The organism is Frigoribacterium sp. 2355, from assembly GCF_054060695.1.
Genome location: NZ_JBSSDL010000001.1, coordinates 98,810 through 122,123 on the forward strand (window position 1 = coordinate 98,810; position 23,314 = coordinate 122,123).

The 23,314-nt window shown below is 71.3% G+C and carries 22 protein-coding genes and 1 tRNA gene; 7 read left to right on the forward strand and 16 right to left on the reverse strand.

What is annotated here, in order from left to right; genetic code table 11:
- Positions 1-12 precede the first annotated feature (12 nt).
- Positions 13-780, reverse strand: coding sequence for an SDR family oxidoreductase (locus ACVJ1F_RS00500; protein ID WP_056045077.1), 768 nt, complete (start codon positions 778-780; stop codon positions 13-15).
- Positions 781-903: 123 nt separating this feature from the next.
- Here ACVJ1F_RS00500 and ACVJ1F_RS00505 point away from each other — a divergent pair, with 123 nt between their 5' ends.
- The 4 genes from ACVJ1F_RS00505 to ACVJ1F_RS00520 all read left to right on the forward strand — a co-directional run bounded on the left by ACVJ1F_RS00505 (position 904) and on the right by ACVJ1F_RS00520 (position 3,797).
- A complete protein-coding gene (locus tag ACVJ1F_RS00505; protein ID WP_123570043.1) occupies positions 904-1,383 on the forward strand; it encodes an NfeD family protein in 480 nt (159 codons plus the stop codon).
- A gap of 4 nt (positions 1,384-1,387) precedes the next feature.
- Positions 1,388-2,527, forward strand: coding sequence for an SPFH domain-containing protein (locus ACVJ1F_RS00510; RefSeq protein WP_456884110.1), 1,140 nt, complete (start codon positions 1,388-1,390; stop codon positions 2,525-2,527).
- Positions 2,527-3,315, forward strand: a complete 789-nt coding sequence (locus ACVJ1F_RS00515; RefSeq protein ID WP_456884111.1) for a glycerophosphodiester phosphodiesterase family protein — start codon at positions 2,527-2,529, stop codon at positions 3,313-3,315. The genes ACVJ1F_RS00510 and ACVJ1F_RS00515 overlap by 1 nt, the downstream gene beginning before the upstream one ends.
- Positions 3,316-3,431: 116 nt before the next feature.
- On the forward strand, positions 3,432-3,797 hold the full coding sequence (locus ACVJ1F_RS00520) for an RNA polymerase-binding protein RbpA (RefSeq protein WP_043594952.1): 366 nt from the start codon (positions 3,432-3,434) through the stop codon (positions 3,795-3,797).
- A gap of 84 nt (positions 3,798-3,881) precedes the next feature.
- Here the strand turns inward: ACVJ1F_RS00520 and lnt are convergent, their stop codons facing one another.
- The 9 genes from lnt to ACVJ1F_RS00565 all read right to left on the reverse strand — a co-directional run bounded on the left by lnt (position 3,882) and on the right by ACVJ1F_RS00565 (position 14,194).
- Positions 3,882-5,510, reverse strand: a complete 1,629-nt coding sequence (gene lnt, locus ACVJ1F_RS00525) for an apolipoprotein N-acyltransferase (RefSeq protein WP_456884113.1) — start codon at positions 5,508-5,510, stop codon at positions 3,882-3,884.
- A 74-nt stretch (positions 5,511-5,584) separates the two neighbouring features.
- A complete protein-coding gene (locus ACVJ1F_RS00530) occupies positions 5,585-8,080 on the reverse strand; it encodes a DEAD/DEAH box helicase (protein ID WP_456884115.1) in 2,496 nt (831 codons plus the stop codon).
- Positions 8,081-8,084: 4 nt separating this feature from the next.
- Positions 8,085-8,840 (reverse strand): twin-arginine translocase subunit TatC, encoded by a 756-nt coding sequence (gene tatC / locus ACVJ1F_RS00535; RefSeq protein ID WP_456884530.1) that lies wholly within the window; start codon positions 8,838-8,840, stop codon positions 8,085-8,087.
- 78 nt (positions 8,841-8,918) lie between these two features.
- A complete protein-coding gene (gene tatA / locus ACVJ1F_RS00540) occupies positions 8,919-9,212 on the reverse strand; it encodes a twin-arginine translocase TatA/TatE family subunit (protein WP_456884117.1) in 294 nt (97 codons plus the stop codon).
- A 104-nt stretch (positions 9,213-9,316) separates the two neighbouring features.
- A complete protein-coding gene (locus tag ACVJ1F_RS00545) occupies positions 9,317-10,309 on the reverse strand; it encodes a helix-turn-helix transcriptional regulator (protein ID WP_456884119.1) in 993 nt (330 codons plus the stop codon).
- A complete protein-coding gene (locus ACVJ1F_RS00550; RefSeq protein ID WP_456884120.1) occupies positions 10,302-11,324 on the reverse strand; it encodes a helix-turn-helix transcriptional regulator in 1,023 nt (340 codons plus the stop codon). Before ACVJ1F_RS00550 ends, ACVJ1F_RS00545 begins: the two co-directional genes overlap by 8 nt.
- Positions 11,325-11,348: 24 nt before the next feature.
- Positions 11,349-12,278, reverse strand: coding sequence for a hypothetical protein (locus tag ACVJ1F_RS00555; RefSeq protein WP_456884122.1), 930 nt, complete (start codon positions 12,276-12,278; stop codon positions 11,349-11,351).
- Positions 12,279-12,384: 106 nt separating this feature from the next.
- Positions 12,385-13,434 (reverse strand): tRNA (adenine-N1)-methyltransferase, encoded by a 1,050-nt coding sequence (locus ACVJ1F_RS00560; RefSeq protein WP_456884123.1) that lies wholly within the window; start codon positions 13,432-13,434, stop codon positions 12,385-12,387.
- Between the two features lie 67 nt (positions 13,435-13,501).
- Complete coding sequence (locus ACVJ1F_RS00565; RefSeq protein ID WP_233568315.1) at positions 13,502-14,194, reverse strand: HAD family hydrolase; 693 nt, start codon at positions 14,192-14,194, stop codon at positions 13,502-13,504.
- 121 nt (positions 14,195-14,315) lie between these two features.
- On the opposite strand from ACVJ1F_RS00565, the gene ACVJ1F_RS00570 reads away from it, so the two are divergent.
- Complete coding sequence (locus ACVJ1F_RS00570; protein ID WP_056045092.1) at positions 14,316-15,227, forward strand: proteasome assembly chaperone family protein; 912 nt, start codon at positions 14,316-14,318, stop codon at positions 15,225-15,227.
- Between the two features lie 57 nt (positions 15,228-15,284).
- Here ACVJ1F_RS00570 and ACVJ1F_RS00575 read toward each other — a convergent pair whose 3' ends face one another.
- The 5 genes from ACVJ1F_RS00575 to ACVJ1F_RS00595 form a co-directional block, all read right to left on the reverse strand.
- Positions 15,285-15,980 carry a response regulator gene (locus ACVJ1F_RS00575; RefSeq protein ID WP_456884125.1) on the reverse strand — a complete coding sequence of 232 codons (696 nt, stop codon included), beginning with the start codon at positions 15,978-15,980 and terminating at the stop codon, positions 15,285-15,287.
- Entirely contained in the window at positions 15,977-17,311 is a 1,335-nt protein-coding gene (locus ACVJ1F_RS00580) for a sensor histidine kinase (protein WP_456884127.1), read from the reverse strand. The genes ACVJ1F_RS00575 and ACVJ1F_RS00580 overlap by 4 nt, the downstream gene beginning before the upstream one ends.
- 130 nt (positions 17,312-17,441) lie before the next feature.
- Entirely contained in the window at positions 17,442-18,704 is a 1,263-nt protein-coding gene (gene mshC / locus ACVJ1F_RS00585) for a cysteine--1-D-myo-inosityl 2-amino-2-deoxy-alpha-D-glucopyranoside ligase (protein ID WP_456884128.1), read from the reverse strand.
- Positions 18,701-19,543, reverse strand: coding sequence for an undecaprenyl-diphosphate phosphatase (locus tag ACVJ1F_RS00590; protein WP_056045103.1), 843 nt, complete (start codon positions 19,541-19,543; stop codon positions 18,701-18,703). Before ACVJ1F_RS00590 ends, mshC begins: the two co-directional genes overlap by 4 nt.
- 28 nt (positions 19,544-19,571) lie before the next feature.
- Positions 19,572-20,900, reverse strand: coding sequence for a M20/M25/M40 family metallo-hydrolase (locus tag ACVJ1F_RS00595; protein WP_456884130.1), 1,329 nt, complete (start codon positions 20,898-20,900; stop codon positions 19,572-19,574).
- A 109-nt stretch (positions 20,901-21,009) separates the two neighbouring features.
- Between ACVJ1F_RS00595 and ACVJ1F_RS00600 the strand changes: the two genes are divergently transcribed.
- Positions 21,010-21,094, forward strand: a tRNA-Leu gene (locus ACVJ1F_RS00600).
- Positions 21,095-21,223: 129 nt separating this feature from the next.
- Here ACVJ1F_RS00600 and ACVJ1F_RS00605 read toward each other — a convergent pair.
- Positions 21,224-22,174, reverse strand: coding sequence for a ferritin-like domain-containing protein (locus ACVJ1F_RS00605; RefSeq protein ID WP_043594964.1), 951 nt, complete (start codon positions 22,172-22,174; stop codon positions 21,224-21,226).
- 177 nt (positions 22,175-22,351) lie between these two features.
- Here ACVJ1F_RS00605 and ACVJ1F_RS00610 point away from each other — a divergent pair, with 177 nt between their 5' ends.
- Positions 22,352-23,281 (forward strand): alpha/beta hydrolase fold domain-containing protein, encoded by a 930-nt coding sequence (locus ACVJ1F_RS00610; protein WP_456884132.1) that lies wholly within the window; start codon positions 22,352-22,354, stop codon positions 23,279-23,281.
- Positions 23,282-23,314: the final 33 nt, after the last annotated feature.

Sequence of the window (23,314 nt, forward strand, 5' to 3'; positions counted from 1 at the left end):
AAGGGGCCCGTCTCAGACGATCGGGGCGAAGTCGCTGGTGTCGCCCACCAGGCGGGTGTGGTCGGCCGGGACGGGGTCGACGGCGGCCGACGCGACCTCGGCGGCGAACTCGGCGACGTTGTACAGCTTGCCCGCGCTCTCTTTCCGCGACGAGATGGCACCGGGGTTCGAGCGTTCGAGCAGGGTCGCCGTGATCGTGCCCTCGATCATGTCCCCCGAGACCACGACGAACTCGACGCCCGCGGTCTCGAGCTGCGGCAGCATCTCGCGCAGGGCGTCCTCGCCGGCACGCTTGCTGAGGGCGACGGGGAGGTACTCGGGCATCGTCTCGGTCGTGCGGATGAAGTGCGCCTGGTGGCTCGTGACGAAGACGACGCGCGACCCCGGGGCGAGCAGCGGCAGGGCCGCGGTCAACAGCGCCACCTGGGCGTCGCGGTTGAGCTTGAGCGCGTAGTCCTCGGCCATGCCCGTCTCCATGCCGCCCGAGGCGTTCATCACGAGCACGTCGAGGCCGCCCCAGGCGTCACGCACCGTGTCGAACATCGCCGCCAGGCTGGCCTCGTCGGTGAGGTCGGCCCCGATGGCGATCGCCTCGCCGCCCGCCTGCTCGATGGTCGAGACGAGCTGCAGTGCGCGCTTCTCCTTGTTGCGGTAGTTCACGACGACCTTGGCTCCGGCCTCGGCGAAGTAGCGCACGGTGTCGGCACCGATCCCCCGGGACGATCCGGTGACCAGGACTCGGGCTCCGGCGAGGGACTCTGCGGCGAGGGGGTTGGACAAGGCGTGCTCCAGACTGTGCGGGGATCGATCGGCCCGTGGGCCGGACTCGACCCTACCAATCCCCCTCGTCATCGTCAGGGGCGGGTGATAGTTTTCATAACAGGGGAACGAGAGAAGGTCGATGTGGACGTCTTGAACGATTACGCATGGGTCGCGTGGATCGCGCTCATCCTGGTGTTCGTCATCGTCGAGGTGACGACGCTCGAATTCACCTTCCTCATGCTCGCCATCGGCAGCGTCGGCGGTCTGCTCGCCGGCCTCTTCGGTGCCCCGTGGTGGCTGCAGGCGATCATCGCGGCCGTCCTCGCGGTCCTGTTGCTGTTCACCGTGCGGCCGCCGTTGCTGCGGGCGCTCCGCCGCGGGGGCGATCCGACCCCCAGCAACGTCGAGGCGCTGCTCGGGCTGCGCGGCACGGTCGTCGTGCCCATCGGCTCCGACCCCGGCCAGGTCAAGCTGTCGAACGGCGAGACCTGGACGGCCCGCGTGCTGTCCTCCCCCGCGACGTCGGCAGGCGCCGACCTCGCACTCGACACCGGGGCCCCGGTCGTCGTGACCGCCATCGAGGGGTCGACCGCCTTCGTCGCCCCCGCAGAGAGGTCCTGAAGCCATGGACACCATCAGTGCCGGAACCGTCGTCACGATCGTGGTCGTCGCGATCGTCGTCGTGCTCGTCCTCGTCATCCTCTTCCGCTCGGTCCGCATCATCCCGCAGGCGAGTGCCGGCGTGGTCGAACGTCTGGGGCGGTACCACAAGACCCTCTCCCCCGGGCTCAACCTGCTGGTGCCGTTCATCGACCGCGTGCGGCCGCTGATCGACATGCGCGAGCAGGTCGTCTCGTTCCCGCCGCAGCCCGTCATCACCGAGGACAACCTGGTCGTCTCGATCGACACGGTCGTGTACTTCCAGGTGACCGACGCCCGGGCGGCCACCTACGAGATCGCCAACTACCTCGGGGCCGTCGAACAGCTCACGACGACCACGCTGCGCAACGTGGTCGGTGGGTTGAACCTCGAGCAGGCCCTCACCAGTCGCGACAACATCAACGGCCAGTTGCGCATCGTGCTCGACGAGGCCACCGGCAAATGGGGCATCCGGGTCGGCCGCGTCGAGCTGAAGGCCATCGATCCGCCCCTGTCGATCCAGGACTCGATGGAGCAGCAGATGCGTGCCGAGCGCAACCGTCGCGCCGCCATCCTCACCGCCGAGGGCACCAAGCAGTCCCAGATCCTCGAGGCCGAGGGGTCGCGACAGTCGTCGATCCTCAAGGCCGAGGGCGACGCCAAGGCCCAGGTGCTGCGGGCACAGGGCGAAGCCGAGGCCATCGCGACGGTCTTCAACGCCATCCACGCCGGCGACCCCGACCCGAAGCTGCTCGCGTACCAGTACCTCCAGACCCTGCCGAAGATCGCGGACGGCTCGGCCAACACGATGTGGATCATCCCGAGCGAGTTGACCGAGGCCCTGAAGGGCATCGGGCAGGGCTTCTTCGCCCCGCGCGACCCGAACGCCCCGGGGTGGACCCCGACCGAGGCCCCCAAGGTCTCCGAGATGGACGTCACGCCCGACCTCGCATCGACCGTCGACCTCGAGGCCGAACCGGACCTCGGCTTCCCGACCGTCACCACGCCCGGTGAGACCGGCTCCGGTGTCGGTTCCGGAGGCGCGGGTGCGGCCGGCGCCGATCGGCCGGCTCCCGGGGCGGGCGCGTCGGACGCCGGGCCGACCACTCCTCCGGCGACCTCGTAGTGCCGTCCGCTCCCCCGGTCTCGGACGGCTGGTTCGCTCCGGCCGGCCCCCGGGTGTTGGCGCACCGGGGCCTGGCCGTCGACGCCCCGGAGAACACGAGGCTGGCGTTCGCCCTCGCCGTGTCGGCCGGGGCGACGTACGTCGAGACCGACGTGCACGCCACGCGCGACGGCATCGCGGTGATCAGCCACGATCCCGACCTGACGCGGCTCGCGGGACGCGAGCAGCGCCTCCTCGACCTCGACCTCGCGGAGGTCAAGATGGTCCGGCTCGACGGTGAGCACGAGATCCCCACCCTCGACGAGGCGCTCGACGCCTTCCCCGAGACCCGGTTCAACATCGACCTCAAGTCGGACGAGGCCGTCGCGCCGGCCGTCCGAGCGATCGCCCGCGTCCGGGCGACGGATCGCGTCCTGGTGACCTCGTTCGACCACCGGAGGCGTCTGCGGGCGGTCCGGGCGCTGCCGGGAGTCGCGACGTCGGCCTCGTCCCGGGGCATCGTCGCGGCGGTGGCCGCAGGCCTCGTCCCGCTCCCCCGCCTCCGGCGATCGCTGGTGCGGCGCGCCCTCGTCGGGTGCGGGGCCGTCCAGGTCCCTGAGCGCAAGGGCCCGGTCCGCATCGTCACGGCTGCGCGCGTGGCCGAGTGGGCGGCACTGGGGGTCGAGACGCACGTGTGGACCGTCAACGAGCCTGCCGACATGGTGAGGCTGCTCGACCTGGGCGTGCACGGCATCGTCACCGATCGCGCCGAGCTGGCGCTCGACGAGGTGCGTCGGCGCGACGTGTGACCCTGGCCCGAGACTGCCCGGGCACTGTGAAGGGACTGTGAAATCGCACGGCTCGGAACGGCGGAGGTCCAGAACGGGTTACAACGGGTGATTGCAACGCGAGAGGAGACCACACAATGGCAGATCGCAGTTTGCGCGGAATGAGGCTCGGCAGCCAGAGCCTGCAGAGCGAAGAGGGCGTGGAGTTCTCGCCCCGCAAGAAGGCCGTCTACCAGACGACCGACGGTCAGACGTTCGACATGGTGTTCGCTGCGGACGCCGAGATCCCGGACATCTGGCAGTCACCCAAGAGCGGCCAAGAGGGTCGTCTGCTCTCGGCCGACGGCAAGCCCGTCGAGATCGACGCCGGAGACGTGAAGGTCCCCCGGAGCCACTGGGACATGTTGCTCGAGCGACGCAGCCGCGACGAGCTCGAGGAGCTCCTCCAAGAACGACTCGACTTCCTCAGGGCCCGAAAGGGCCAGCACAAGATCGGCGCCTGACGACCCGTCCGGCAGCGATCCGACGAGAAGGCCCGACCACCTCACGGTGGTCGGGCCTTCTCTCGTCTCGGCGGGGCCGGACCGTCAGTCGACGACCCGCCACCGCGGCAGGATCGGGTCGGGTGCCTCGTCGAGCCGGCGTCGACGAGTGGAACGCCGGGTCCCGATGAAGAGGCGCGACAGCAGCAGCATCGCGAGACCGAAGAACGACACGAGGAGTTCGATCGCCCGGCTCGCCACGACGGCGGGCGTCGTCCCGGTGCCGAGGTCGACGACCGCCACCATCGTTCCGGGCTCGTAGTCGGGGATGCTCGCCGTCGTACGGCCCGAGGCGTCGATGGCCCGCGTCGAGGCGACGGTCGAGACGTTGACGAGGGGACGCGCCGTCTCGATCGCCCGCAGGCGTGCGATGGCGAGCTGTTGCTCGTTCTCGTCGGTCTGCCCGGGACGGGTCCCGAAGTCGGCGTTGTTCGTCTGGCCGATGATGACCTGCGCGCCCTCGTCCATCATGTTGGTGATGAGCTGGTCGTCGACGATGTCGAAGCAGATCGAGATCCCGGCACGGAAGTCGCCGAGGTCGAAGACCTCGTCCCGCGTGCCCGGCGTGTAGTCCCGCCCGATGAGGTCGATCAGGTCGGGAGCGAAGGGCCGCCAGAAGGCGCGATCGGGGACGTACTCCCCGAACGGGACCGGGTGCTTCTTGTCGTACTGGTCCGTCACCCCACCGCCCGACCAGAGCAGGGACGAGTTGTGGACGGTCTCACCGTCGTCGCTCTCGGTGATGACACCCGACACGAGGGGGGCGTCGTAGCCACGGGAGATCGCGTCGAAGACGTACTGGCCGGTGGCGTCGCGGGTGGGATCACGGTCGCTGCCTCCCTCCGGCCACACGATCATGTCGAGGGAGCGCTGGTCCTCCGGCAGCCGTGCGAGCTGGGCCTGCAAGTCGCTCATCGCGAGGACCTGGGCGTTGGTCAGGTCGCCGTACTGCCGGTCGGCGAAGTAGCCGGCGTCGCCGTCGCCCTGGACGGCGGCGATGGTGGCGGTGCCCGAGGAGTGCGTCGGCCAGTGCGGCACCGCGAGGGCGGCGACCACGACCGTGGCAGCGGCGAGCACGCGGGTCGAACCCCGGACGGTCGTCTGCAGGGCGAGCTGGATCAGTGCGGCGATGATCGCCACCATGAGGAACGACAGCCCCGAGATGCCGAGCCAGGCGACGAGACCGGCGAACGGGCTCTCGGACTGGCTGAGGGCCACGCGACCCCAGGCGAAGCCGCCGTAGGGCCAGTTGCCGGCGACGAACTCACGGAGCGTCCAGAGCCCCCCGACGACGACGGGCAGGAGGACCGTGCGGCCCAGGGTGCCGGGCCAGATGAGCGGGACCCAGCGGTACGCGAGGGTGATGAGCATCGCCCCGGCGGCGAAGAAGAGCGCCTCGAGGGTCGACAGCGCGGCCCAGGGCACGACACCGAGGAAGAGCGTCGCCCACGAGATGTGGATCAGGTAGAAGGACAGGCCCGCCACGAGGCCGACCAGGAAGGAACCGCCGAGCGACCGGCCCCGGAGAGCCACCAGCACGAACCCGATGCCGACGAAGGTCAGCGGCCAGACGTCGCCGTCCGGGAAGCCACCGTCGAGGACGGCGCCGGCACCGAGGGCGACGATCAGGGCGAGCCAGAGGGGCAGTCGGACGTCGGTCGCTCGGGAAGACACCCCGTGATTCTAGGTGGCGGCGTCTGGGAGGCCGGTCGTCCTCGGCGGACGTCCGGCCTCGTCGGGGAGGAGGGTCAGGGGCCGACCGCGGTGTAGGCCACGATGCCGCGACGGACGGCGTCGAGCGCCTGCCGGGCCGTCGGACCGACCGGCAGGTCACCCACGACCGACAGCTGGTCGAGCAGGTCGATCGTCTGTTTCGTCCAGCGGACGAAGTCGCCGGCGGCGAGGTCGGCGTCGTCGAGCACCGAATCGAGTGCGGCACCGCGGGCCCAACGGTGCATCGCGAGGGCGAGACCCGGTGCCGGGGGCTGGCTCCCCGGAAGGTGGTGCTCGTGCTCGAGGTCGTCGAGCTCCGCCCAGAGCAGCTGCGTGGCGTCGAGCGCGGCACGGAACTCGCCGCGAGGCAGGAATCGCTCGGAGAGCTGGCCTTCGTCCCGACGGGGCTCGTACACGAGGGTGGCAGCCATGGCCGCCATGGACGGCACGTCGAGCATGTTCCACACACCGAGGCGGAGGCTCTCGGCCACGAGCAGGTCGCGATCGCCGTAGATGCGCCGCAACGTGCGACCGGTCGGGGCGACGGTGACCTCGGCGTCCCGCGGGACGCGACCCGCCCCTCCTGCGTTCGTGCCCGTGGGGACGAGGTAGCCGCGGTCGAGCAGCACGTCGGTGACCCGGTCGAAGACCTTGGCGACGGCGCCGGTCCGACTGCGGATCTGCGCCGACAGTTGGTCGGTCTGCTTCTTCAGCTTGAACCAGCGCTCGGACCAGCGGGCATGCTGTTCGCGCTCCGGACAGGCGTGGCAGGGGTGCGTCCGCACCTGCCGACGCAGTTCGCCGATGCGACGCTGACGCTTGTCGCGCTCGGCTCGCGACTGCGAGTCGGCCCGGGCCGCCCCCTGCTTCTCGAGGTCGCCGACCTCGCGACGCAGCATCGTGTACTGGCCGAAGTCGCCCAGGTGGCAGGCCATCGACGCGGCGTAGCCGTCGAGCGACTGCTGCTGCGACCGCACCTTGCGGGCCAGGTCGACGACCGAGCGGTCGGCCTGGAACTGGGCGAACGACGTCTCGAGCACCTCGCGGGTGCGGGATCGTCCGAACTGCTCGATGAGGTTGACGGCCATGTTGTACGTCGGCCGGAAGCTGCTGTTCATCGGGTAGGTGCGCCGCGAGGCCAACGAGGCGACGGCCTGCGGGTCGAGACCCTGCTGCCACTGGATGAGCGAGTGGCCCTCGACGTCGATGCCCCGGCGACCGGCTCGACCGGTCAACTGGGTGTACTCGCCGGGCGTGATGGGCACCCGAGCCTCGCCGTTGAACTTCTCGAGCTTCTCGAGCACGACGGTGCGGGCCGGCATGTTGATGCCGAGCGCCAGCGTCTCGGTCGCGAAGACGACCTTGACGAGCTTCTTCTGGAAGAGCTCTTCGACGACTTCCTTGAAGGCCGGCAACAGGCCGGCGTGGTGAGCCGCCACACCTCGCTCGAGCCCGTCGAGCCACCGCCAGTAGCCGAGGACCGCGAGGTCTTCGTCGCGCAGGGTGCGACAACGGGCCTCGACGATCTCGCGGATCTCGCGACGCTGGTCGGCGGTCGTGAGACGGATGCCCGACCTCAGCACCTGGGACACGGCCTGGTCGCAGCCGACCCGGCTGAAGACGAAGAAGATGGCGGGAAGCAGGTTCTGGTCGTCGAGCATCTCGACGATCTTCCAGCGGTCGAGGCGACCGGGACCGCCTTGCGTGGGGGGTACGACGTGGCCCCGGGGGCCGGTCCGACCCGCCGAGTGGCCGTCTCGACGACCACCGCTCCGCCCGCCGCGTCGGCCGAGCGAGGTCGCGCGCAGGAGCTCGGGGTTGACCCGGTTCGTCGCGGCCTGCCCCGAGGAGTCGAAGAGGTCGAGGAACTTGCCCCCGACCAGGACGTGTTGGTCGAGGGGCACGGGACGGTCCTCGGAGACGATGACCTCGGTGCTCCCCCGGACCGTCTGGAGCCAGTCGCCGAATTCTTCGGCATTCGACACCGTGGCGCTCAACGAGATGAGCCGCACGTCGAGCGGCAGGTGGATGATGACTTCTTCCCAGACCGCGCCGCGGAACCGGTCGGCCAGGAAGTGGACCTCGTCGAGGACGACGTACCGCAGGTCGGTCAGCATCTCGGACCCGGCGTAAATCATGTTGCGGAGCACCTCGGTCGTCATCACGACGATGCGCGCCCGGGAGTTCACGTTCGTGTCACCGGTGAGCAGCCCGACCTCGGACGCTCCGTACTCGGCCACGAGTTCTTGGAACTTCTGGTTGCTCAGTGCCTTCATGGGTGCGGTGTAGAACACCTTGGCCCGCGGGTCCTGCATGGCGAGGTGGATCGCGTACTCGGCCACCAGGGTCTTGCCGGCGCCCGTCGGTGCCGCGACGAGGACGCTGTCGCCCGCTTCGAGGGCGGCGCACGCGGCCAGCTGGAACGGGTCGAGCGCGAAGCCGAGACGGGACCGGAAGGCCTGGAGCTTGGGGGTCTTGTCTCGCGTCTTCGCCGCGGCGAAACGTTCAGCGGGACTGAGGTCGGGGCTCACCGGGTCACCCCGCCGCGAGTTCGGCGTCGAGCGCGGCCGCCCGCTTCGCGACCCGGCGGTCGTGCAGCCAGGCGACGCCGGCGGCGAGGAAGAACAGCACGATCATGGGGATGGCCAGGAGGAACATCGAGAAGATGTCGGCCGACGGGGTCGCGATCGCGGTGAACAGGACGATGACGAGGATGGCCACCCGCCAGCCCTTGCCGATGGCGGCGGCCGAGACGACGCCCACGAAGTTCAACAGCACCAGGAACACCGGCATGACGAAGGCGATGCCCACGGCGAGCACCAGCTTGAGGACGAAGTCGTAGTAGACCTTCGACTCGATGATCGTCGCGTCCTGGGTGTCGACGAAGCCGGTCATGACCTCGACGATGTGGGGCAGCACGTACCATCCCGCCAGGCAGCCGCCCAGGAAGAGCGGGATGGCGGTGCCGATGAAGCCGACGGCGTAGAGCTTCTCTTTGCGCACGAGGGCGGGGACGATGAAGGCCCAGACCTGGTAAAGCCAGACGGGACTCGAGATGACGACCCCGACGGTGACCGCGATCTGGAGCTTGAGGTCGAAGGCGCCCGTGATGTTCGAGTAGTTGAGGGTGGTCTCACCCGTGCGTGCCGCCGCGATCGCCTCGACCGGAGACCTCAGGGCGTCGAGGACGAAGGGCGCGAGGAACCAACCGGCGACAGCTGCCAGGATGAGGGCCAGGGCGGAGATGAAGAGTCGCTTGCGCAACTCGAGCAGGTGTTGCCCGAGGGACATCTTGCCGTCGCGACCTCGGCTGCGGGCCGTGCCCCTCCCCTGGGTGCTGTCGCCACGAGTCGTCGTCGTGGCCACGCGTCAGGACTTCGGCGGGACGTCGCGGCCCGGCGACGGGTACGAGTCGTCGACGCGGCGTGCGGTCGGACCGTCGGTGTACCGGGCGGACGAGTCGTCCGGACGACGCAAGGGACGGTCGTCGAGGTCGTCGTCGACGGCCGACTCTTTCTTGTCGCTGTTGACCTCGTTCTTGAAGATGCGCATCGACTGGGCGATGCTCTTCGCGAGGGCCGGGAGCTTCGGCGCACCGAAGAGCAAAAGGACGATCGCCAGGATGATGATCAGGTGCCAGCCTGAGAGCGCGTTTCCGAACATGATGGGGTCTCCTTGCGGGGCAGGGTGACGTCCACTCTACCGTGCGGCCTCGTCTGCGGCAGGCACGGCGCAGGCGATGCACAGGGCGTGCCACAGCCGGACCTTCAAGGGGCGACGGACGGGTCGACGTCGTAACGCTCGATCGCCCGACGCGCCCAGTCGGCGACGGCAGAGCGCGCCGACTCCGGCCCGACGACCTCGGGGTGACCCGGGAGTCCCGCCACGAGGCGACAGAGCGTGCCGAGTCGGTTGACGCGCAACCGGAGGCGCACGCGGTCGTGCGGGAGGGGTTCGGGTTCGTCGGGACCGTAGTCCGCGAGGAGCGGCGCCGCGGCGGCGTCGAGGTCGAGCACCACGACCAGGTCGTCCGGAGACCCCTCGAACAGCGTCTCGGGCAGGGTGACGTCGTCGGCCCGGTGAGCGATCGGAGTCGCGGTGAGCGCCGGGGAGGCGATGCGGTCGAGTCGGAACGTCCGGGGCGCCTCGCGCAGGTGGTCCCAGGCCCTGAGGTACCAGTCGGCGTCGACCGACTCGACCCGCAGCGGGTCCACCCGCCGTCGTTCCGCGACCCCCCGGGTGCCGCGATAGTCGAACTCGAGCTGGACGCCCGCCTCGACCGCCCGGCCGACGAGCCCCAGGACCTCGTTCGTCTCGGACTGGTCGACGGCCACCTGGCTCGGTTCGCTGGACGCCCCACGCGACAGCTTGCTCATCAGTGTGGCGATGGCCGCGCGGTCCGCGTTCTCGGGCAGCGACGAGAGGTACTGCAGGCCCGCGATGAGGGCGGCCGCTTCGCGAGCGGAGAACCGTGGCGAGTCGTCGATGGCGACGAGGTTGGTCAGCACGATGACGTCGTTCTGCTCGAAGTCGTCCCACGCGATGTCGAAGAGGTCGCCGTGCTGGTACTGCGTCGTCTCGCCAGGGACGCCCGAGACGGCGATCAGCTCGACCGCACGCCGGATCTCGCCCACGCTCACGCCGAAGTGCGCGGCCGCCTCGGCCACGCTGACTCGCTCGTGGTCCATGAGCCACGGGACGAGCGACAGCAGGAAGGCGAGCTTGTCGGCCGCGTGGAGGGCACCGCGGGGCTCAGCCACGGGCACCCCCGTCGACCGGGCCGGTGGTGTGGGCGGCGAGCACGGCCTCGAGGCGGGTGCGCACCAGGGCACGGAGACCGTCGGGTTCGACGACGGTGACCTCGGGACCGAAGGAGGCCAGCTCGTCGGCGAGCAGGTTGTCGTCGGTCCAGTGGACGAGGAGCGTGTCGGGATCGAGACGGGTCGTGCCACGGCGCTTGCCGAGTCGGGTCTCGGCGTCGGACAGGGGCTCGACGCGGACGGTCGCGGTGCGATCGCGCCAGACCTGCTCGAGGTCGGCCAGCGCGCGCTCGGCCGTGGCGTCGTCGGGTCTCGTGTACGGGGTGGTGGTCAGCTGGACGGGGCCGACGACACGGGACAGGAGGAAGGTCTTGAGCGCCCCCGTGCCGACCTCGACCGCCGACACCAGCCACCGGCCCTGGTGCTGCACCAAGGCTGCCGGGGCGACCTCGCGCCGGCGGGCGGACTCGTCACCGGGCTTCAGGTAGTCGAACCGGACGACGACGCCCCGGTCGAGCGCCGTCCGCAGCGGCTCGAAGGCCGCGTCGCGGGAACGGAGCCGAGGGGCGTACTCGAGCTCGGGCACGCTCGCCGCGCCGCCGAGCGAGCGCAACTTGAGGAGTGCCCGTCGGGACTCGTGGGAGAGCGACCCCTCGCGCCACACCATCGCCGCCAAGGTGAGGAGGGCGGTCTCCTCGGACGAGAACGAGATGTCCTCGGGCAGTTCGTACGCGCCCCGCGGGATGCGATAGCGGAGGGTCTGGTTGTTGCCTGCCGCCGCGGGATCGTCGATCGTCTCGAGGGGGACGCCCAGTTCGCGGATGTCGTCCTTGTCCCGCTCGAACTGCCGCTCGAGCGCGGCGTTGTCACCCGAGCGCGAGTACCTCTGGCGGTACCCCTGGACGGTCGACAGGATCTCGGTCTTGCTCAACCCGGAGTCCGTCGCGAGCAGGGCCAACACGAGGCTGAACAGTCGCTCTTCGACGGGGACGCGGGGGGTGCGGGCAGTGGGCACGGCGACCGGCTCAGCAGGGCCGGGTCATCGGATCGCCCCGAGCACGTCGAACACGTACACGTAGGCGGAGCCACCGCTGTCGGACGTCGCGGGGAGCACGACCATGACCTGCGAGCCGACCTGCTGGCCCACGAGGGCCGACCGGATGTCGTCGGGGATCTGCTCGTCGCCGAGGTCGACCGGCGTCGCCGAGCCGCCGTTGGTCCAGGTCGACCCCGCGACCGTGGACGGCTGGCTCCAGGTGACGGCCGTGAACTGCACCACGGCGGAGTCGTCGGCGGTCAACCTCGGACCGTGCCCCTTGCGGACGAGGTGCACGACCTCGTCGGTGGGGGCGTCACCCGCGGGGATCGTGATGCCGGGTGCACCGTCGGGGGCGGTGACCACCGCGGGCAGGCCGTCCGCGCCGAGCTGGAGGGCCCCGTCGGCCTTCGCGAGGAACGCCCGCTTGACGTCGACGACGGCGACGTAGGCGGCGTCGGGATCGTCGTTCGGGGTCGTCGCGGCGCCGTTGATCGATGCCGAGAGGTCGCTGGCCTTGACGGCGACCGCGACGCGCGAACCCACCGTGGAGCACTCCAACGCGTCGACGAGCGGGGCGAGCGTCTGCCCGCCCACCGTCAACGGGACGTTCGTCGAGCCGTCGTAGCCGCTGTCCTCGAGTTCCTGGCCCGTGCTGCCGTCGAACAGGGTGTAGTCGATGACGACCGGGGTGCCGTCGACGAGTCGTTGACCGTCGCCCTCGATGAGCGTCGAGACCTCGGTCTTCTTGGTCACGATCGGCGTCGGCACGTCGACGTCGGGCTTCGTGCCGAAGTCGCCGGTCGCGGTGACGACCGAGGCGGCGTCACCCGTGGGAGGGCAACCGGCGGAGCCGGGGCCGGCCGTGCTCGAGCAGGCCGTCATCGAGGCGAGCAGGCCGACCGTCACGACGAGGGCGGGGATCTTGCGCACGGGGACTCATTTCGTGGAGGCGACCGGGGGGTCGGGTGGGGCGACCGGTCGGGTCGTTCGGATGCGGGGACAGCTTAGCGGGGGTGGTCGGAGCCCTCGATGATGCTCAGGCCGGGGCGGAACCGGTCGACGTGCCGTCGGCGCCGGCTCCGTCGGTGGTGCCGTCGACGGCCTCGGTCGCCGCGATCGCGGCCTCGGCCGCCGTCCGGGCCTGGCGTGCCGTCTTGCGCAGCTTCTTGTCGCTGGCCGACCGCTCGCCGAGTGCGCCGGGCGTCCAGGCCTCGACGTCGGCATCGCTGTAGTCGGACTTCGAGGGGCGTCGTTTGAGCTGCGGGAGCACCGCTCCCGGTGCCAGACGGCGGGCGGTGAGGAGGAAGCCGGTGTGCCCGATCATGCGGTGGTCGGGGCGGACGGCGAGGCCCTCGACGTGCCAGCCGCGGACGAGCGTCTCGGACGCGTCGGGCTCGGTGAAGGCCCCGGAGGCGCGCAGGGCCTCGGCCGTGCGCGAGAGCTGTGTCGCGGTGGCGACGTAGCAGATCACCAGACCGCCCGGCTTGAGGGCGTCGGCCGTGACGTCGACGTTCTCCCACGGCGCGAGCATGTCGAGCACGACCCGGTCGACCGTCCCGTCGGGCATCGCCGCGGGCAACTCGTCGGCCAGGTCGCCGACCGTGACCGTCCAGTTCTCGGGCTCGGCACCGAAGAAGCTCGCGACGTTGCCCTCGGCGACGTCGGCGAACTCCCGTCGGCGCTCGAAGGACGCCAGGCGACCCTCGGGGCCGACGGCCCGCAGCAGCCAGAGCGACAGCGCACCCGAACCCACGCCCGCCTCGACGACCGTCGCGCCGGGGAAGATGTCGGCGAACGCCACGATCTGGGCGGCGTCCTTCGGGTAGACGATGGCCGCGCCCCGGGGCATGGACATCACGAAGTCGCTCAGCAGCGGACGAAGGGCGAGGTACTCGTCGCCCGTCGTGCTGGGGACGACGGACCCGTCGGGCAAGCCGACGACGTCGTCGTGCGCGATCATGCCGCGGTGCGTGTGGAACACGGCGCCCGGGGTCAGCACGATGGTGTTCATCTTGCCCTTGGGGCCCGTGAGCTGGACCTTGTCGCCTTCGACGAAGGGGCCGGACTGGCGGCGGAACGCGGTCATGCGAGGGTGCTGCTTTCGATCGGGTCGCACCCCGAGGGGTGCAGGAGGCGCGGCGTGCGCACCGGGGTCAGGAGTCGGAGGTCGCCTGGTCGCGGACGGCACGGCCGGCCCGGTGCAACGCGCGGAGGTCGTCGACCGTGGTGCCGACGAGGGTGTCGCGGCGGATGTAGGGGCCGTCGTCGGCGAGCGGTGCGTGGTGCTCGACGCCGATCGCGACGGTGCCGGCGGCGACGGCCGAGGCCAGGCCGGGCGTGCTGTCCTCGATGGCGATGCAGTCGGCGGGGTCGACGCCCAGCAGGGCGGCGCCCCGGAGGTAGGCCTCGGGGTGCGGCTTGGCGTGCTCGACGTCGTCGCCGGCGACGATCGCGTCGAAGGCCTCGAACTCGATGGCGTCGACCATGAACTGGGCCATGCGGCGGATGGACATGGTGACCAGGGCGGTCGGGACGCCTTCTCGGCGGAGCTCGGCGAGGAGTTCCTTCGCCCCGGGACGCCAGGGGATCTCGACCGCGGCCCGCTCGAGGACCGCCGTGGTCAGGCGGTCGATGATCTCGTCCTCGGTCAGGTCGACCCCGTGGGACTGCAGGACCCGGGCGGACTGCCACAGGCCGCTCCCGATCATGGCGTCGCCGTCCTCGCGGCTCCAGGTGCCGCCGAACGACTCGACCAGTTCGACCTGGCAGAGGAACCAGTACGGTTCGGTGTCGACGAGGGTTCCGTCCATGTCCCACAGGACGGCGGCAGGCAGGGTTTCGGTCACGGCGGACGAGTCTACCGGGCCTGGTCGACGTGGCCTCCCGGCCCGCGCCTCCTGGTGGCGGTCACGGTCTATCGTGGAGGGTCAAGCGCCGGACGCCCTTCCGGCACGGTGAGGACTCAGGTTGACGAACACGTCGGATTTCGCTGCGGGACGCCTGCTGGTGGTCGCCTTCGAGGGCTGGAACGACGCCGGCGAGGCCGCCAGCGGCGTCGCGCGCAGCCTGGTCGAGACCCTCTCGCTCGAACCGGTGGCCGAACTCGATGGCGAACGGTACATCGACTACCAGTTCAACCGCCCGCAGGTGGGGCTCGACGACGACGGGGTGCGAACCCTCGTGTGGCCGCGCATCCAGCTGCACGCGGCCGCCGACGCCGCGACGGTCCTCCCCCGCGACCCGTCGTCGCCCACCACCGAGGTGCTCGTGCTGCTCGGTGCCGAACCCTCGCGCAGCTGGCGCGGCTTCGCCGCCGAGATCGTCGACCTGATCGACGTGCACGACGTCACGGGCGTGGTGTTCCTCGGAGCCATGCTCGCCGACGTCCCCCACACGCGGCCCATCTCGGTCTTCGTCAGCAGCGAGAACGAGGCCGTCCGCGACGAGTACACCCTCGAGCGCAGCACCTACGAGGGGCCGGTGGGCATCTTGTCGGTCCTCGCCGACGCCGTCGAGGCCGCGGGCGTGCCGACCCTGTCGATCTGGGCCTCCGTCCCCCACTACGTCCACAACGCCCCGTCACCCAAGGCGACGCTCGCGCTCATCGAGAAGCTCGACGAGCTCTCGGGCGTGACGATCCCCCGCGGCGAGCTCGCCGCCGAGTCGACGGCCTGGGAGTCCGGCATCGACGCCCTCGCCGCCGACGACGAGGACATGGCGGGTTACATCGAGCAGCTCGAGCAGGCCCGCGACACGGTGGACAGCCCCGAGGCGAGCGGTGAGGCCATCGCCCAGGAGTTCGAACGGTACCTGCGTCGGCGCGACGGCAAGGGCGGGGACGGACGACCGGACGACCCGCGGTACCCGCCGGTCCCCTGACCGGTCCGCCGGCGACCCGTCAGGAGGGGCGGGTGGGGCCCGATACGACGGCCCCGGTCAGGTGGCGGGCCCGCCCGGGACCGCGACGCCGTTCTCGTAGGCGAACACCACGGCCGCCGTCCGGTCGCGGAGGCCGAGCTTGCCGAGCACGTTGGAGACGTGCGTCTTGACCGTGGCCTCGCCCAGGAACAGCCGACGGGCGATCTCGGCGTTGGAGGCCCCCGAGGCCAACCGGTCGAGCACCTCGCGTTCGCGTTCGGTGAGGGTCGCCAGTGCGGGGCTGGGGACGACGGCGCGCGTCGTCGCGGGGTCGCCCACGGCGCGTTCGACCACGGCACGGGTGAGTTGGGGCGAGAGCAGGGCGTCTCCGCGGTGGACGACGGCGATCGCCTCGATCAGGTCCTCGGGCGTGGCCGTCTTGAGCAGGAAGCCGCTCGCCCCCGCCTGCAGGGCCCGGAAGACGTAGTCGTCCCGGCCGAAGGTGGTCAGGACGAGGACCGCCGGGCCGCCCCCGGGTGACTGCGCGAGGATGCGACGCGTGGCCTCGAGCCCGTCGAGGACGGGCATCTCGATGTCCATGACGACGACGTCGGGGCGGAGCCGCCGGACGAGGTCGACGGCCTCGAGCCCGTCGCAGGCCTCGCCGACGACGCGGACGTCGGGTGCGGTGTCGAGGATGATGCGGAAACCCGTGCGGACGAGGTCCTGGTCGTCGACGAGCAGGACGGAGACGGGGGCGGTCGTGTCGGTCATGGTCTCTCGGAGGGGTCGGCGGCGGTGACGTGGTCGAGGGGGCGGGCGTCGGCGCAGGCGTTCACGGGCAGGACCGCGCACACCCGGTAGCCCCCGCGCGGGCGGGGGCCGAGCTGGAGCTCGCCCCCGTGCAGGTCGACCCTCTCGCGCATGCCCCGCTGGCCCAGTCCGGGGCCGGTCGCCGTCGATCCCTGCGGGATTCCCGCGCCGGGATAGGGCGTGGGGCCGGGACGACCGTCGTCGACGACCTCGACCTCGATCGTCCGGTCGCCGTAGCGGAGGTGCACCTCGGCGAGGGAGGCGTTGCCGTGCTTGAGGGTGTTGGTCAGGGCCTCCTGGGTGATGCGGTACAGGGTGACCCCGATGCTCTCGGGGACGTCGCGGGCGTCGCCGTGCACCGAGAACCGGACCTCGAGGCCGAGGGCTCGCGTGTCGGCCATGAGTTCGGGCAGGGCGCCGAGGCCCGAGGGGCCGGACCCGGCCTCGCCGTCCCGCGACCGGAGGACGGACAGCAGGCGGTCGAGCTCGTCGATGGTCGTCCGCGCCGTGCCCTCGACGGCCGACAGGGCGCCTCGTGCGATGTCGGGCCGGTCGAGCGTCCGCCGGGCGGCGCCCGCCTGGATGCCGATGACGGCCACGTGGTGGGCGACCACGTCGTGCAGCTCGCGGGCGAGGCGGGTGCGTTCTTCGTTGATGGCCCGATCGGCGACGAGCTCGTGGGCGGCGCGCAGCTCGACCCCCGTGCGTTCGAGGGCGTGGAGCCGGGTGGCCGACACGCGGGCCGCCCGGCCGAACGCGATGGCCGTGACGAGGACGATGCCGTTCGACACGAGCGTGTAGGCGATCGTGGCGAGGGTCACGGGGTCGGGTGCCTCGGCGTCGGACACGTAGACGGAGTGCAGCCACACGCCGAGCCAGGCGAACATGACCGCGGTCACGACGACGCTGACGACCAGCGCACGGGCGCGCCGGGCGGCCCAGGCGTTCGCGGTGAAGATGACCACGAACTCGACGATCGACGGGGTGAGGGTGTCGGGGTAGCCCCTCAGCTGGGCGGCCAGGAACACGGCCGACACGACGACGAGGACGGCCACGGGACCCTGCCGTCGGAAGGCGAGCGGGGCGCAAAGGCCCAGGAGCCACAGCACGCTCTCGAGGGTCGAGGGCGAACCCGCCCCGTCGGCGTCCTCGACGATGACGGCGCTGAGCCAGAGCGTGACGAGGCCGAGCGCCGCGGTGAGGGCGGTGATCCAGAGGTCGACGCGCGTGTCGCGTCGGGTGAGCGGCCGACGGGCGTCGCCCGGGGCCGGGGCGGTCGTCGACGTCTCCACGCCGACCATCGTAGGGCAGACGGGCGTGCTGATTGAGGAACACTCATGCACGCGCATGGAGAACAGGCTGGACGACCTGTTTCGTCCGGGTGCCGGGACGGACCGGCCGCCTCGGCGCCGTCGGCGGCGTTCAGGCGCGCAGGTCGATGCCCAAGAGCGCCTGCACGGCGTCGACGTCGACCTCGGACGGGGCCGTTCCCCGGGCCACGACGGCGTCGACAGCGTCGAGGGCCGAGGGCGTGTCGAGGTCGTCCGCGAGCGACGAGCGCAGGCCGACGACCAACGGGGTGGGGGCCGGGACCGGCACCGCGCCTCCTGCTCTCGTGGCGGCCCAGGCGAGCCAGCGCTCGAGACGACGTTCGGCGGCGACGAGGTCGGCGTCGAACCACTCCCAGTCGGAGCGGTAGTGGTGCGCCAGGAGGGCGAGCCGGACGGCGCGGGGGTCGCGGCCCGCGGCGACGAGCTCGCTGACCTTCACGAGGTTGCCGAGCGACTTGCTCATCTTCTCGCCCTGGTAGCCGACCATCCCGGTGTGCGTGTGGTGGACGGCGTAGGGGCGGCCGGTGAGGGCCGTGCCGTGCGCCGTGCTCATCTCGTGGTGCGGGAACACCAGGTCGCTCCCGCCGCCGTTGACGGTGACGGGCACGTCGAGGTGCTGCTGGGCGATGACGGTGCACTCGATGTGCCAACCGGGTCGGCCGGCGCCCACGGTGGTGGGCCAGGACGGCTCGTCGTCGCGGGCCGCGCGCCAGAGCAGCGGGTCGAGGGGGTCGCGCTTGCCGGCGCGATCGGGGTCGCCGCCGCGCTCGGCGAAGAACCGGGCCATCGTCTCGGCGTCGTAGCGACTCTCGAGCCCCAGGTGCCAGTCGGTGTCGCGCTCGGCGGCCCGGACGTCGAAGTACAGGTCGTCGCCGGCGGTCGAGGCATCGGTCGGCACGGGGTACGCGAGACCCCGGTCGAGGAGGCGCGCCACGGCGTCGGCGACGTCGGTCACCACCTCGGTCACCGCGACGTAGTGCGTCGGCGGCACCACGGCCAGGTGCTGCATGTCGCTGCGGAAGAGGTCGGTCTGGCCGTCCGCGAGCTCTCGCCAGTCGACGCCGGTGGCCGTCGCCCGCTCGAGCAGCGGGTCGTCGACGTCGGTCGTGTTCTGGGCGTAGACCACCTCGACCCCGGCGTCGCGCCAGACGCGCAGCAGGGTGTCGAAGGCCAGGTAGGTCGACGCGTGACCCAGGTGGGTGGCGTCGTACGGAGTGATGCCGCACACGTAGAGACCGGCCCGCGACCCGTCGACCTCGGTCGGGTGCACCGTGCCGGTCGACGTGTCGTGGAGCGACGGGAGGTCGCCCAGGCCCGGGAGGCGCGGGACGTCGGGTTCTGCCCAGGACCTCATGCGGCCACCACGCCCGTGCCGAGCAGGACGAGCAGGACGACGCCGAGCACGATGCGGTAGGCCACGAACGGGGCGAAGCTGCGGCGCGAGATGTAGTTCATGAAGAACGCGATGACGACGAAGCCGACGACGAACGCGACGACCGTGGCGGCCAGGGTCTCGCCCAGCGAGTAGGGCCCGGGGTCGCTGAAGCTCTGGACGAGTTCGTAGAGACCGCTGCCGAAGACGGCGGGCACGGCGAGCAGGAACGAGAACCGGGCGGCGGCGGGACGCGTGTAGCCGAGCGCGAGTGCCGTGGTCGTCGTGGCACCCGACCGCGAGACGCCGGGGAAGAGCGCCAGCACCTGGGCGACGCCGACGGCGATGCCGTGGCCGTAGCGCATGTCCTCGAAGCGCTCGGTCTTCTTGCCGAGACGATCCGCCAGTCCGAGAAGGACGCCGAACACGATCAGGACGATCGCCACGATCCAGAGCGAGCGGAACACCGTGCGGATGTACTCCTGCGCGACGTACCCCACGAGCACGATCGGTACGGTGCCGATGATGACGAGCCAGCCCATGCGGACGTCGGGGTCGGTGCGGGGGATCTTGCCGGTCACGCCCGCGAACCAGCGCGAGACGATGCGGGTGATGTCGCGCCGGAAGTAGATGACGACCGCGAGCTCGGTGCCGAGCTGCGTGATCGCCGTGAAGGTGGCGCCCGGGTCGAACTCGGCCGCCGCCCCGGGATCGCTGAAGAACAGGCCGACGAGCCGCAGGTGGGCGCTCGACGAGACGGGGAGGAACTCCGTGAGGCCCTGGACGAGGCCGAGCAGGAGTGCCTGGAGGAGATGCTCCACGCGGGTGACCCTTCTGGTGCGGGGGTTGCTAGTACGTCGACAACAAGTCCCGCAGGACGCGACTGCCAAAGGATAGTGCGTCGAGCGGGACCCGTTCGTCGACGCCGTGGAACATGGCCGGGAAGTCCATGCCCTCGTCGAGCCGGAGCGGGGCGAAGCCGTACCCGGCGATGCCGAGCAGGCTGAGGGCCTTGTTGTCGGTGCCGCCCGAGAGCAGGTAGGGCAGGACGGGTGCCCCCGGGTCGTGCCGGTCGAGGGTGGCGGTGATGGCGTCCACCAGGGGCCCCGAGAAGGGCGTCTCGAGCCCGATGTCGGTGTGCATCGTCTCGATCTCGACGTCGTCGCCGATCAGGGCCCGGACCTCGGCGAGCACCGCCGCCTCCTGCCCCGGCATGCACCGGATGTCGACCAGGGCCTCGGCCGTGTCGGGCACGACGTTGTGCTTGTAGCCCGCCGTCAGCATCGTGGGGTTGGTCGTCGTGCGCAGCGAGCCGCGGATGAAGCCCTTGGCGGTGCCGGTGCGCAGGACCAGTTCGTCGGGTGCGACCTCGTGCACGTCGACGTCGAGGATGCGGGCCACCTCGCCCAGCAGGGCGGTCGTCGTGTCCGTCAGCACGATCGGCCACTGCTGGCGGCCGAGGACGGCCACCGCCTCGGCCAGGCGCGTCACGGCGTTCGCCTCGATCATCTGCGAGCCGTGGCCGGCGGTGCCCCGAGCCCGGAGCTTGATCCAGATCAGGGCCTTCTCGCCCGTCTGCAGCAGGTACGAGCGTCGACCGTCGATGAAGGTCGAGTAGCCGCCGACCTCGCTGATCGCCTCGGTGGCGCCGTCGAACAACCCGGGGTGTTCCTTCACCAGGAAGTGCGAGCCGAGGACTCCCCCGGCCTCCTCGTCGGCGAGGAAGCCCAGCACGAGGTCGCGGGCCGGTCGTTCGCCCGCCCGCAGGATGTCGCCGACGGCCGTCAGCATCATGGCGTCCATGTTCTTCATGTCGACGGCGCCGCGCCCCCAGAGCATGCCGTCGCGGACGACGCCGCCGAACGGGTCGACCGACCAGTTCGCGGGGTCGGCGGGCACGACGTCGAGGTGGCCGTGCACCACCAGTCCGGGCTTCGCCGGCTCGGCGCCCTCGACCCGGGCGATCACGCTGACCCGGCCGGGTTCGGACTCGAACAGCTGCGGCTCGAGGCCGAGGTCGCGGAGGGCCGCCTCGACGTACTCGGCGGCATCCGCCTCGCCGTTCGACCGCCCACCGCCGTAGTTCGACGTGTCGAACCGGATGAGGTCGCGGGCGATGCGGGCCGTCTCGTCGAGCTCGGGCTCGGTCGGGCCGGTGCTCGGGGGGGTCGTCGTCATGCGCCCCACGCTACCTGCCGCGCCGCTCACGCCGACGGACGTGGCCGTGGTCACGAGGGCCCTCCGAGCCGTGCTAATCTTTCGTGTCGGCTTCGGTCGGCACCATCCAGTCCGGGTGGCGGAAATGGCAGACGCGCTAGCTTGAGGTGCTAGTGCCCGTATAGGGCGTGGGGGTTCAAGTCCCCCCTCGGACACTCGAAACAGACTCTCTCCAGAGGCGTTTCACCAGATCTGTGTTGAGACAGATGCTTGTTCGCAAGCGACGGAAGGCCCGCACACCCCGGTGTGCGGGCCTTCCTTGGTTCTCCGGCCTTCGTCGGTCGTCAGACCGCGCTGCCGGGGTTGCCGCTGGCGACGATCGAGCCGTTGATGCCCTGCGGGAAGAACCCGCCCTTGTCGATCTGGTTCGGCGTCAGGTACACGACGTTGAGCACGCGCTCGGCGGTCCGTCCGTAGACGATGGCGTTGGCGTCGGTCGGCACGAGGTTCTGGACGCCACCGAGGGTCAGACCCTGGTCGTCGTCCGTCGACCCGTCGAGGGAGTCGCGGGCGTCCGAGATCTTCGTCGCGGGCACCTGCAGTCCCTTGGCGTTCAGCGTGGTGCGGATGATGCCCGCGTGGTACGCCTCGACCGCGAGGATGCCGGCGGCCGCGCCGAGGTAGGTCTTGTTGTAGATCAGGGGTGCGGCCCCCTTGTAGGCGGTCACGCCGACGTCCTCGAAGATGAACGCCCCGAGCAGGAAGTTCTCCTCCGAGGCGAACGGGTCGAAGGTCTGGCCCGGCGTGATGACACCTGCCGCGAGGGCCGCCGCCGTGAAGCTGCTCTGCAGGTCGATCGCCGGTCGCGACACCTTCGCGCCGCCGAGCGCCGACCGCAAGAAGGAGACGTGCGCCTTCTCGTCCGCCGCGATCTCCTGCGCGATGCGCTTGACGATCGTGGTCTTGAACGGCACGGGTGCGCCGCCGACGACGCCGCCCTGGGGGTCGATGCCCGTGATCTGGTCGGCGGGCAGCCCCGAGCCGGTGACGGCCCGGAGGTAGAACTCCGCCTCGAGGTACTCGAGGTTGAGTGCGAAGTTCAGGATCGTCGCATCACTGATGACCTCGTCGGAGGGCGAGACGGCGGCCGCGGACTGGGCGGGCAGCGTCGCGGCGACCGCGGCGAGCCCCGTGCCGAGGCCCGTGACGCCGGCGGCGGCGAGCAGCCGTCGTCGATCGATCGGGGTCTCGGCGCTCCGGGAGATGGCACTGCTGATGAAGCGTGTGTCGAACATCGTCGTTCCTTCGGGTGTGTTCGTGCAGCGAGGTGTGCCGTCGGTGCGCGCTCCCAGATGACGGCACCGGCGACGTCGGGGTCGGGTGACCCGTTCGGGGGACAAGCTAGCCCCCTCGCATCCCGTCCGGTAGCCCCCGCCTCCCCTGGTCGTCCCCGGCGCCCGTAGGGTCGGGTCATGTCGCTCTCGATGGCCGCCACGCGTGCTCTTCTGCGCCTCCGGCTCCGCTTCCGCCCCCGCTCGACCGAGTCCGAGGACTCGCTCGTCCGCTCGGTCGCCCGTCAGGGCTCCGCCGCGCCGGTCACGCGAGCGGTGCACCGCGTCGCGACCGTCGAGGAGGCGCGGGTCGGTGGTGAGCGCGTCGTCACGCTCCGTCCGCGTCGGGCCCCGAGCGGCGTCCACGTGGTCTACCTGCACGGCGGTGCCTACGTGCACCCCGTCCTGGCCACGCACTGGAACCTGCTCGCGGGTCTCGTCCGCGCCTCCGGGGCCGTCGTCACGGTGCCCCTCTACGGGCTCGCGCCGGCCCACGACGTGGACGACGCGCTGCCGCTGCTGGACGCCGTCCTCGATGACGTGCGCCGCGCCTCCCCGTCCCGCGTCGTCGTGGCCGGCGACTCGGCGGGCGGGGCGCTCGCCCTCGTCGCGGCCATGAGGGGACGCGACGCCGGCCGACCGGCACCCGACGCCCTCGTGCTCTTCTCGCCGTGGGTGGACGCCCTGCTCGACTCCCCCGCGATCGACGAGGTCGCACCGCTCGACCCGATGCTCGCCCGCGACGGTCTCGTCGCCGCGGGTCGGTGGTGGGCCGGCGACCGCGATCCGGCCGACCCCCTCGTCAGCCCGGTGCGCGGCGACCTCTCGGGTCTCCCGCCCGTGTTCGCCTACGCCGGCGATCGCGACCTGCTGACGCCCGACGTGAAGCGGCTGGCCGCCGGCGTGACCGCGGCGGGTGGACGCGTCGAGCTGCGGCTGTACCGCGGTGCCTTCCACGACTTCGTCGGCGCGCCCTGGACCCCGGAGGCGCGGCGGGCGCTCCGACACGCCGCCTCGGTGATCCGTGGGGGCGCGTCGATCGCGGGCCGGACCGCGCCGCCCCGCGCGTAGGGTCGCAGTCGGCGCGGGCGTCGGTGCCCCGCC